The sequence below is a fragment of the Sphingomonas sp. genome (assembly GCF_031426035.1).
GTDB lineage: Bacteria > Pseudomonadota > Alphaproteobacteria > Sphingomonadales > Sphingomonadaceae > Sphingomicrobium.
The window spans coordinates 1-9,302 of the sequence record NZ_JANPKO010000107.1; the positions used below are offsets into that span (position 1 = coordinate 1).

Here is a 9,302-nt window from a genome sequence, read left to right on the forward strand (position 1 = left end):
GGGCAAGCCGGAGGCGGCGCTGGTGCGGATGCGCGCGGCCGCGGACAAGGATGATTCGACCGAGAAGCACCCCGTCACGCCCGGCGCGATCCAGCCGGCGCGCGAGCAGCTCGGCGAACTGCTGCTCGAATTGAAGCGCCCGGCCGACGCATTGCGCGAATATCAGGCATCGCTGACGCGCGCCCCCAACCGCCTCGCCGGGCTGTACGGCGCGGCGCGGGCGGCGAAGCTGGCGGGCGATGCCCGCGCGGCGAGCCGTCATTATGCGGCGCTGCTCGCCGTCGCCGGCAAACACGGCGCCGCCCGCGCCGAAGTGATCGAAGCGAAAGCGCACGCCGCGCAGCTCGCCGGGCGCTAAACCATTGACGATCAAGGCCGCGGCGGGCGTGATAGGAAATTAACCGTCGCCGCGTTACACTTGGCCGCATGGGACGGGTGATCCAGTTCGAAGAGCGGGCGGTCGCCCACCTGCGCGAGAAGCTCGGCGCCGCCGAGGAAGCCAACCAGGACCTGATCGCCTTCGCCCGCGGCCATTCGGGCGCCGCCAGCGCGATCCACGCCGCGGTGCTCGCCGGGCTCGAAGCGGACAGCATCGAATCGCTGCTCCACATCGTCACCCACGAATGGCCATTGATCCTCGGCATCGACGCGGTCGCCTTGTCGCTGATCGTCGGTGACGACGGCTTCCGCGCCGACGGCAACGGCGTCCAGCGTGTCGCCCCGCAAATCCTCGCCCGCGCCATCGGCGAGGTCGACGGGGTCACCATGCGCACCGTGACCCGCGGCCACCCGTTGTTCGGCCCGGCATGCGACCTGATCCGCGCCGAGGCGCTGATCCGCCTCGACAATCCGGCGCCGCTGCCGAGTGGGCTGCTCGCGCTCGGCCAGCGCACCTCGCAGCAACTCGACGCGCGCCACGGCTCGGAATTGCTGCTGTTCCTCGGCCATAGTCTTGCGGCTATGATCCGCCGGTGGATGACGACGCCCTAACCACCGAGCATTCGGCCGCCGCGCTCGCCGCACGTTGGCACCTGCATCTCCAGCACGACCGCCGCCGTTCGCCGCACACGGTGCGCGCCTATGTCGCCACCGCCCACCGCCTGATCGAGTTTCTCGGCATCCATCGCGGCGGCGTGGTGACCCCGGCCAGCCTGCTGGCGCTCGCCGCGCCCGACATGCGTGCGTTCCTTGCCCAGCGCCGCGCCGAAGGCCTCGGCGCATCGTCGGCGGCGCGCGAGCTGTCCGGCGTGCGCGCGTTCCTCAAATATGCCGCCGAGCAGGATGGCAGCGCGCCGCAATTGCCGCGCACCCGTGCCCCGCGGCGCCCCCGCACGCTGCCGCGCCCGGCCTCGCCCGAGGACGCGATGAACCTAGCCGAGGATGCGTCCGACGCCGGTTCCGAGCCGTGGATCGGCGCGCGCGACCTCGCCATCCTGTTGCTGCTGTACGGCGCCGGCTTGCGGGTCGCCGAGGCGCTGTCGCTGACCGCGCGCGACCTGCCCGTCGGCCAGGTGCTGCGCGTGACCGGCAAGCGCAACAAGACCCGCATGGTGCCGCTGGTGCCCGCGGTGCGGGAGGCGATCGGGGAATATGTGAAGGCCTGCCCGTGGCCGATCGCGGGCGACGCGCCGTTGTTCGTCGGCGCGCGCGGCGGCCCGCTCAATGCAGATCTGGTGCGGCGCGCGGTGCGCGGCGCGCGGACCCGCCTCGGCCTGCCCGACACGCTGACCCCGCACGCGCTGCGCCACAGCTTCGCGACCCACTTGCTGGCGCGCGGCGCCGACTTGCGTGCGCTGCAGGAATTGCTCGGCCATGCCAGCCTGTCGTCGACCCAGATCTACACCGCGGTCGATGCCGCGCGGCTGCTCGACGTCTACCGCCACGCGCACCCGCGCGCCTGATCTTTCCTACTGGGTCTCGCCGCCCCCGCGGTGGGTCCACAGGCGCCAAACGTAGCCCATGAACAGCACCAGCAGGATGGCGTTCGACGCCGGTCCGAGCACTTTGTCGATTTCGGCGATGTTCTCCCCCAGCTTGTAGCCGGCGCCGGCGAGGATCGCGGTCCACGCCGCGGTGCCCAGCGTCGAGGCGATCAGGAAACGCTTGAAGCGCATCCGCAGCAGGCCCGCCGGTACCGACACCAGCGAGCGGACGGTCGGCAGCAGGCGGCCGAGGAAGACGAAGAACACGCCGTGCTCGGCGAACCATTTCTCGGCGCGTTGGACCTCGGGCCAGGTGATCGTCAGCCAGCGCCCCCAGCGGCGGATGATCGGCTCGAGCCGGTCCACCCCGAGCGCCCGCGCGGCGAGGTACCACACGATATTGCCGAGCATCGCGCCCGAGGTGCCGGCCGCGACCACCAGCCCGTAATGGAGCTTGCCCTGGCCCGCGGCGACCCCCGCCACCGGCATGATCACCTCGGACGGGATCGGCGGGAAGATCGTTTCCAGAAACATCAGGAAGCCGACGCCGAGATAGCCCGATTGCTCGATCAGGCGGACGACCCAATCGCTCATGGCCAGTCGCTCACGGGTCAGCCCTTCTTGCGCTTGGCGAGGCGGCGTTCGATCGCGGCCCAGATCAGCCCCGGCGTGTCGCTCCCGTTGAACGCGTCGATGGCGACGATCCCGGTCGGCGAGGTGACGTTGATCTCGGTCAGCCATTTCCCGCCGATCACGTCGATGCCGACGAACAGCAAACCGCGGCGCTTGAGCTCGGGCCCCAATGCGGCGCAGATTTCCTTTTCCGTTTCAGTCAGTTCGGTTGCCTCGGCGGTGCCGCCCGCGGCGAGGTTCGAGCGGATTTCGCCCGCGCCCGGGCGGCGGTTGATCGCGCCCGTCACCTCGCCGTCGACGAGCACGATGCGCTTGTCGCCCTGGCTCACTTCGGGGACGAACGCCTGGAGCATGTGCGGCTCGCGGTAGGCAGTGTTGAACACTTCCATCAGCGCGGCCAGGTTGGCGCCGTCGCGGCCGATCTTGAACACCGCTTTGCCGGCGTTGCCGTGGAGCGGCTTGAGCACCGCCTCGCCGTGCTTCTTGATGAACTCGCGCGCCACGCCGAGCGAGCGGGTGATCGCGGTCGGCGGCATGAATTGAGAAAAATCGAGCACCCACAGTTTCTCGGGCGCGTCGCGCACCGCGGCGGGGTCGTTGACCACCAAAGTCTCGCTTTGGATGCGCTCGAGCAGATGCGTGGCGGTGATGTAGCCGAGGTCGAACGGCGGGTCCTGCCGCATCAGCACGACATCGACATCGCGGCCGAGGTCGAGAACGGTGAATTCGCCGAGGGTGAAATGGTCGCCTGTCACGGCCTGGACGGTGACCGGATGAGCCCCCGCGAACAGCCGCCCGTCCTGATAGGTCAGCGCATCGGCAAGATAGTGGAACAGGGTGTGGCCGAGCTCCTGCGCCTTGAGCATCAGCGCGAAACTGGAATCGCCCGCGATTCCAATCCCCTCGAGCGGGTCCATCTGCACTGCGACGCGTAAGCTCATGCCGCGCGCCTAAGCGAGCGGCCCCGCTTTGTCACCCTTGCCAGATGTTCGCCTGATGCCGCGGCAGGCGGCCGGGGACGAGGTAGATGGCGTCGATCCGCACGTCGTCGCCGGGGCGCATGTAGCGGGCGGTCAGGCGCTGGGCGGCGACCGCCACCCGCCGCAGCCGGTAGGCGTCCAAGGAAAAACCCGCCGCTGCCTCGGTCGCGCGCGCCTTAACCTCGACGAACGCCAGCGTGTGCCCGCGCCGCGCGACGATGTCGACTTCGCCGCCGGGTACGCGCGCGCGCCGCGCCAGGATCCGCCAGCCGTGCAGCCGCAGCCACCATGCGGCGACGGTCTCCGAGCGGCGCCCGCGGCTCTCGGCGGCCTGGCGGGTCACGCCCGCTGCAAGGCGCGGGCGTAGGCGCGCTTGCGCGCCACCCCGAGCCGTTCCGCGACCTCGGCGGCGGCGCGCGACGGCGACAGCCGCGCCAGCGCCTCGTCGAGCGCGGCATCGAGCTCGGCATCGCTCGCCTCGGATTGCTCCGGCGGCGGTCCGACCACGATCACGATTTCACCGCGCGGCGGGGCGGCGGCGTAGCGCGCGGCGAGCTCCCCCAGCGTCCCCGCCACGCATTCCTCGTGGAGCTTGGTCAGCTCGCGCGCGACCGCTGCCTCGCGGTGCCCGAGCCCCTCGGCCAGCGCGGCCAGCGACTCCGCCAGCCGCGGCCCGCTTTCGTACAGCACCAGCGTCGCGCGCACCGCCGCCACTTCGGCGATCGCATCGGCGCGTGCCTTGGCCTTGGGCGGGAGGAACCCGACGAACAGGAAGCGGTCGGTGGCCAGCCCGGAGATCGCCAAGGCGGCGATCGCCGCGCACGGCCCGGGGACGGTGAACACCGCGTGCCCGGCGGCGCGCGCGGCGCGCACCAGCTTGAACCCGGGGTCGGAGATCAGCGGCGTCCCCGCATCGCTGACCAGCGCAATCGCCGCGCTCCCCAGCCGTGCCACCACCGCGTCCCGCTCGGCCTCGCTCGAATGGTCGTGATAAGCGGTCATTGGCGTCGCCGCGCCGGCATGCTTGAGCAATTTCGCGCTGACCCTCTTGTCCTCCGCCAGCACGCGATCGGCGCGGCGCAAGATGTCGGCCGCGCGCGGGCTCAGGTCGCCGAGATTCCCAATCGGCGTGGCAACTACATAGAGGCCAGGGGGCAGGGGCTCGTCCATCGCGGCCGACCATCGGGCATCGCCCCGCCATCGTCCAGCGGCGGCACAAAAAGACATGCTTCCAATGCCCTGCAAAAAGAGTCATGCTGCGCGTCACTGTCGACTCTGAGGGGGGTCCGGTGATGATTTCTGCGATATTGATTGCGGCGATGGTGCAGTCCGCGGCCCTGACCGGCCAGCGCCAGGCGTTCGTGACCTGCCTGCGCGAGGCGGTCGCCAGCGCCAAGACCGAGAAGGTCGCGGGCGACGCGTTCGACGCCTATGTGCGGGGCAAATGCGCCCCGGTCGAGCAGTCGTTCACCGCCTCGATGGTTGCCTTCGACCTCAAGAATAAGGTGCCGCGCAAGCAGGCCGCGTCCGACGCCAAATTGCAGATCGACGACTATGTCGCCGGCGCGGTCGACCGCTACAAAGCCTCGACCGGCGCGCAATAAGCGATCTCGCCGAGCAATCGGTCGAGCACCAGCCGCCCACGCGGCGTCGCCGCGATGCGCCCGCGTTTCCGGGTCAAATGCCCGCTCGCGACAAGTCGCCCGACCGCCCGCCAGTCGACCACATCCGCCACCCCGAAGCGCATCGCCAGCGCCTCCGCGTCAATTCCCTCGGCCAGCCTGAGCCCCATCACCAGCGCCTCGTCCGCCGCCTCGCTCGCCAGCAGCGGCGCGTCTTCCGCCAGGCCATGCCCGCCCCGCGCCACCGCGGTGAGGAAATTCTCGGGCTTCCTGTGGCGCATCGTGCGCCGCCCCAATCGCCGCCCATGCGCGCCCGGCCCGATCCCGGCATAATCGCCATAGCGCCAGTAGGTCAGGTTGTGCCGGCTCTCCGCGCCGCGCCGCGCGTGGTTGCTGATTTCGTAGGCGGGGATGCCCGCCGCCGCGGTGCGCTCGGCGGTCAGCTCGAACAAAGCCGCCGCGCGATCGCCATCGAGCGGCTCGAGCTCGCCGCGCGCGGCCATCGCCGCGAACCGCGTGCCCGGCTCGATGGTCAGCTGGTACAGCGACAAATGCCCGGTGCCGAGCGCGATCGCCCGCTCCAGGCTGCGCGCCCAGCCCGACTCGCCGTCGCCCGGCAGCGCGTAGATCAAATCGAAGCTCACGCGCTCGAAATGGGCCTGCGCGATGTCCAGCGCGGCGAGCCCCTCGCGCGCCGAATGCGCGCGCCCGAGGAAGGCGAGCGCGGAATCGTCGAAGCTCTGCAGCCCCAGCGACAACCGGTTGACCCCCGCCGCGGCGAGGTCGGCGAAGCGCGCCGCCTCGACCGAATTGGGGTTGGCCTCGAGCGTGACCTCGAGACCGTCGGCAACCGCCCAGTGGCCCCGCGCGGCACCGATCAGCGCGGCGACGGTGGTTGGCGCCATCAGCGACGGCGTCCCACCCCCGAAAAAAATCGAGGTCAGCCGCCGCCCCGGCAGCAGCGCCGCCTCATGCGCGAGGTCGGCGAGCAGCGCGTCCCGCCACGCCGCCTCGTCGACCGCCGCGCGGACATGGCTGTTGAAGTCGCAATAGGGGCATTTCGAGACGCAGAACGGCCAGTGGACATAGAGCGCCAGCCCCGCCCCCGTTGACGCATTGTTAGGCATTGCGGGCGTAATCGAAGCGGTCATGATCCGCGCGCTCTGTACGGCCCTTGCCCTCCTCGTGCCAGCCACGGCGGCCGTCACCGCCGCCGCCGCGCCGACGCGCTCCTTGTTTCCGGTCACCGACGACCCCGCGCAGCCGCTCGCCAAGCCGCGCTCGCCCTCGACCATGCGCTTCCTGCCCCCCGCCCAGCAGGCGCTGCAGGCGGTGATGATGGCGGCGCACAACCAGGCCCGCGGCGAGCAGCGCGTGGCGCCGCTGGCGTGGGACGACGTCCTTGCCGAGGACGCCTGGGCCTATGCCCAGACGCTCGCCCGCTCGGGCCGCTTCGAGCATGCCCGGCAGGACGGAAGCCGGCCGCGCCAGGGCGAAAATCTGTGGGTCGGGACGCGCGGCGCGTTCAGCTACGCCGCGATGATCGAGCCGCTGATCGGCGAACGGCGCTATTTCCGCCCCGGCGCGTTTCCCGCGGTCAGCACCACCGGCCGCTGGTCGGACGTTGGGCACTACACCCAGATCGTGTGGCCGGCGACGCAGCGGGTCGGCTGCGCGACCGCCTCAAGCCCGTCGAGCGATTATCTGGTGTGCCGCTATTTTCCCGCCGGCAACGTGTCCGGGGTCGCCCTGCGCTAGGGCGTGATCAGGTGGGGCGCGGTCAGGTGGGCCGCGGTCAGGACAGCGCCGCGACCAGTTTCCTGAATGCTTCCGCGCGGTGGCTGATCGCGTGCTTTTCCTCAGGGTCCATCTCGCCGAAGGTTTCTTCGTGCCCGGCCGCGGTGAACATCGGGTCGTAACCGAAGCCGCGGGTCCCGCGCGGCGGCCACGTCAACGCCCCGTCGACGCGCCCTTCGAAGGTCTCGGCCTGGCCGTCGTTGGGCCAGGCGATCGACAGCGCGCAGGCGAAATGCGCATCGCGCGCGGCATTCGGCCCGCACACCTCGAGCGCCTCCCACACCCGCTCCATGGCGCGGGTGAAATCGCGCGGCCCCTCGCGCTCCTCGGCCCAGCGCGCGGAGAAAATCCCCGGCATCCCGCCGAGCGCATCGACGCACAGCCCCGAATCGTCGGCCAGCGCCGGCAATCCGGTCAAATCGGCGGCGGAGCGCGCCTTCAGCTCGGCATTGTCGACGAAGCTGACCCCGGTTTCCTCGACATCGGGCAGGTCCATTTCCGCCGCGCCGACGCATTCGATCCCGAACGGGGCGAGCAATTCGCGGATCTCGCGCAGCTTGCCGTCGTTGTGCGTCGCGATCACCAGTTTGTCGCCGATCCCTCTCATCGTCCCGTCGCCCTCAATTGCGCCTCGAATATCGCCTTGCAGCCGATCCGCGCCAGCCGCAGCAGCCGCAGCAGTCCTTCCTCGTCGAACGTCTCGCCCTCGGCGGTCAATTGCGCCTCGACGATCGCGCCGTCGGCGGTGAGCACGAAATTGCCGTCGCTCCCGGCCGTGGAATCCTCGACATAATCGAGGTCGAGCACCGCGGTTCCATTGTGGATGCCGCAGCTTACCGCGGCGACCTGGGTCTGGATCGGGTCTTTCGCGATGGCCTTGGCCGCGAGCAATTTGTCGACTGCGATCCGGAGCGCCACCCAGGCGCCCGAGATCGCCGCGGTGCGGGTGCCGCCGTCGGCCTGGATGACGTCGCAATCGACGATGATCTGGCGCTCGCCGAGCGCTTTCAAATCGACCACCGCGCGAAGTGAGCGCCCGATCAGCCGCTGGATTTCCTGCGTCCGGCCCGATTGCTTGCCCTTGGCCGCCTCGCGGTTGCCGCGGGTATGGGTGGCGCGCGGCAGCATGCCATATTCGGCGGTCACCCAGCCCTGGCCCTTGCCGCGCAGGAACGGCGGCACTTTGTCTTCGACCGACGCGGTGACCAGGACGCGGGTGCCGCCGAAGCTGACCAGGCACGACCCTTCGGCGTGAATGGTGAAGCCGGGCTCGAAGCTCAGTTCGCGGATTTGGTCGGGGGCGCGGCCGCTCGGGCGCATGCAGATCTCCTGATGCTGGTGTTCGCGCCTCCTATCCGCGCATCGGCGCGGCGTCACCCCTGCAGAATTTCTCACGAAGGCACGAAGGAAGCATTTCAAGGCACGAAGCGGGTGCCACTTCGTGCCTTCCTGTCTCCTTCGGGCCTTGGTGTGCCAATCCTTCTGCCGCTTTCGCGGCACCGACGGACTCCCTACATGGCGACCATGACCCCGCCGATAACCGAACTGAGCGAGCGCATGCGCGCGATCTTCGGGCTGGTGGTCGAGGCCTATCTCGAACGCGGCACGCCGGTCGGCTCCAAGGCGCTGGCCGCCAGCGTCAGCCTGTCGCCGGCCTCGATCCGCGGGGTGATGCAGGAGCTCGAGGAGCGCGGGCTGCTCACCCACCCCCACACCTCGGCCGGGCGGGTGCCGACCGAAACCGGGCTGAGGCTGTTCGTCGACGGCATCATGCAGGCCTCGCTGCCCGATTCGCGCGAGCGCGCGGCGATCGAGGCGCAGATCGGCCGTGACCAGCCGGTCGAGGACGCGCTGGCCGCCGTCTCCACCGCTCTATCGGGGCTGTCGTCGTGCGCCGGGGTGGTGATGGCGCCCAAGCAGGAAATGCGCCTGAGGCAGCTGGGCTTCGTCGAGCTCGCCCCGGGCCGCGCTCTGGCCGTGCTGGTCGGGGTCGACGGCAGCGTCGAGAACCGCGTGCTCGAGGTTGAGCCGGGGACCAGCGCCTCGGCGCTCAATGAAGTCGCCAATTTCATCAACGCCAAACTGTCCGGGCTGACCCTGGCCGACGCCGAAGCGCGGCTGCGCGCCGAGATCGCCGACCGCCGCGCCGCCTTGGACGTCGCCGCCGCCGAGCTGATCGGCTCGGGCTTGGCGGCGTGGAGCGAGGACCATTCGCGGCGCCCAGTGCTGATCGTGCGCGGCCAGGCGCATTTGATCGACGAGCATTCGGGGGCCGACCTCGAGCGGGTGCGGCGCCTGCTCGACGAGCTCGAGAACCGCCAGGAAATCGCGCGCCTGCTGGGCGAGGC

The 9,302-nt window shown here is 70.4% G+C and carries 13 protein-coding genes; 6 read left to right on the forward strand and 7 right to left on the reverse strand.

All coding sequences use genetic code 11. The features are described from left to right. The 3 genes from RMP08_RS07935 to RMP08_RS07945 all read left to right on the forward strand — a co-directional run. On the forward strand, positions 1–358 hold a 358-nt coding region (locus tag RMP08_RS07935; protein WP_310468457.1), incomplete at its 5' end, for a hypothetical protein. Between the two features lie 68 nt (positions 359–426). Continuing rightward, on the forward strand, positions 427–990 hold the full coding sequence (locus RMP08_RS07940; RefSeq protein ID WP_310468458.1) for a DUF484 family protein: 564 nt from the start codon (positions 427–429) through the stop codon (positions 988–990). Continuing rightward, positions 972–1,901 carry a tyrosine recombinase XerC gene (locus tag RMP08_RS07945; RefSeq protein WP_310468459.1) on the forward strand — a complete coding sequence of 310 codons (930 nt, stop codon included), beginning with the start codon at positions 972–974 and terminating at the stop codon, positions 1,899–1,901. The genes RMP08_RS07940 and RMP08_RS07945 overlap by 19 nt, the downstream gene beginning before the upstream one ends. Before the next feature lie 6 nt (positions 1,902–1,907). On the opposite strand, the gene RMP08_RS07950 is transcribed toward RMP08_RS07945, so the two are convergent. Genes RMP08_RS07950 through rsmI form a run of 4 tightly spaced genes read right to left on the reverse strand, consistent with a single transcriptional unit; the run spans position 1,908 to position 4,705 of the window. Next, the gene (locus RMP08_RS07950; RefSeq protein ID WP_310468460.1) at positions 1,908–2,516 is read right to left on the reverse strand and encodes a DedA family protein; all 609 of its coding nucleotides are present in this window, start codon (positions 2,514–2,516) and stop codon (positions 1,908–1,910) included. A gap of 17 nt (positions 2,517–2,533) precedes the next feature. Beyond that, the gene (gene gshB / locus RMP08_RS07955) at positions 2,534–3,496 is read right to left on the reverse strand and encodes a glutathione synthase (RefSeq protein WP_310468461.1); all 963 of its coding nucleotides are present in this window, start codon (positions 3,494–3,496) and stop codon (positions 2,534–2,536) included. Between the two features lie 31 nt (positions 3,497–3,527). Then, positions 3,528–3,878: a YraN family protein gene (locus tag RMP08_RS07960; RefSeq protein WP_310468462.1), complete on the reverse strand. Its 351-nt coding sequence runs from the start codon at positions 3,876–3,878 to the stop codon at positions 3,528–3,530. Next, positions 3,875–4,705: a 16S rRNA (cytidine(1402)-2'-O)-methyltransferase gene (gene rsmI / locus RMP08_RS07965; RefSeq protein WP_310468463.1), complete on the reverse strand. Its 831-nt coding sequence runs from the start codon at positions 4,703–4,705 to the stop codon at positions 3,875–3,877. The genes RMP08_RS07960 and rsmI overlap by 4 nt, the downstream gene beginning before the upstream one ends. A gap of 122 nt (positions 4,706–4,827) precedes the next feature. Here rsmI and RMP08_RS07970 point away from each other — a divergent pair, with 122 nt between their 5' ends. Next, positions 4,828–5,139 (forward strand): hypothetical protein, encoded by a 312-nt coding sequence (locus RMP08_RS07970; protein WP_310468464.1) that lies wholly within the window; start codon positions 4,828–4,830, stop codon positions 5,137–5,139. Here RMP08_RS07970 and hemW read toward each other — a convergent pair. Continuing rightward, a complete protein-coding gene (gene hemW / locus RMP08_RS07975; RefSeq protein ID WP_310468465.1) occupies positions 5,112–6,308 on the reverse strand; it encodes a radical SAM family heme chaperone HemW in 1,197 nt (398 codons plus the stop codon). The two genes, RMP08_RS07970 and hemW, sit on opposite strands and share 28 nt — an antisense overlap. A 34-nt stretch (positions 6,309–6,342) precedes the next feature. On the opposite strand from hemW, the gene RMP08_RS07980 reads away from it, so the two are divergent. Continuing rightward, the gene (locus tag RMP08_RS07980) at positions 6,343–6,915 is read left to right on the forward strand and encodes a CAP domain-containing protein (protein ID WP_310468466.1); all 573 of its coding nucleotides are present in this window, start codon (positions 6,343–6,345) and stop codon (positions 6,913–6,915) included. A 37-nt stretch (positions 6,916–6,952) separates the two neighbouring features. Here the strand turns inward: RMP08_RS07980 and rdgB are convergent, their stop codons facing one another. Then, positions 6,953–7,561, reverse strand: a complete 609-nt coding sequence (gene rdgB / locus RMP08_RS07985; RefSeq protein ID WP_310468467.1) for an RdgB/HAM1 family non-canonical purine NTP pyrophosphatase — start codon at positions 7,559–7,561, stop codon at positions 6,953–6,955. Then, the gene (gene rph / locus RMP08_RS07990) at positions 7,558–8,274 is read right to left on the reverse strand and encodes a ribonuclease PH (protein ID WP_310468468.1); all 717 of its coding nucleotides are present in this window, start codon (positions 8,272–8,274) and stop codon (positions 7,558–7,560) included. Before rph ends, rdgB begins: the two co-directional genes overlap by 4 nt. Before the next feature lie 204 nt (positions 8,275–8,478). Between rph and hrcA the strand changes: the two genes are divergently transcribed. Next, positions 8,479–9,302, forward strand: an 824-nt coding sequence (gene hrcA, locus RMP08_RS07995) for a heat-inducible transcriptional repressor HrcA (RefSeq protein ID WP_310468469.1), incomplete at its 3' end; no start/stop codon positions are given.